This is a genomic window from Streptomyces sp. AC627_RSS907 (genome assembly GCF_019049165.1).
This window is the reverse complement of the sequence record NZ_JAGMUE010000896.1, coordinates 1-634: the sequence shown is the minus strand read 5'-3', so window position 1 is coordinate 634 and position 634 is coordinate 1. Positions and strand designations below refer to the sequence as shown.

The 634-nt window shown below is 69.6% G+C and carries 1 protein-coding gene; it reads right to left on the bottom strand.

Annotation, left to right across the window (positions count from 1 at the left end):
• Nucleotides 1-168 precede the first annotated feature (168 nt).
• The coding region (locus KUM32_RS39325; RefSeq protein WP_217146543.1) for a hypothetical protein at nt 169-634 on the bottom strand (466 nt) is incomplete at its 5' end.

Genomic DNA, 634 nt, shown 5'->3' with positions numbered 1-634 from the left:
ACCTGGGTCAGGCGGACGACCGCCCCCGCGTCCCCGCGCTCCTCGGCGGCCAGGGTGGCGGCAGCCCGCACCATCTCAAGCTGAGCGGCCTCGGGCAGCACCTTGACACGCGAGGCGTCCATACCGTCAAACATGGGGATCGATTCCTCCTGCTAAAAGTGCCGCTGCTCAGCGAGTGGTGTTCTCGATGGGAATCAGCAGGTCGTTCAGAAAGGCTTCGCGGCCGGAGAACTTCGAGCTGAACCGGTGGATGACGTTGCCGTCCGACGTGTGCTCGTGCACCAGCGGATGGAGGCGGGAGTCCTGGGAGGTGACGGCCAGGGCGCTGCCCGGGGCGGCGGACGCCCAGTAGTGCTCCGTGCCGAAGGGGTAGCCGGGGAGGCTGGTCAGCCGGGGCTGGCTCTCCCACAGGCCCTCGAAGTGCGGCGGGTAACCCTGGGAGTAGAACTCGGCCAGGGCGGTGAGGTGGTCGGAGTACCGCTCGCTGTCGCCCCACACCGTGCGGCTGGCTCGCACCAGGCCCTCGATCAGCTTGCCGATCGTCGCGTTGGGGGCGAAGTCGCGGCTGACCGTGCCGCGTACCAGGTTGGGGATCTTCACGCCGGCCGCCGCCTCGCGGAGCAGCCGGACCGCG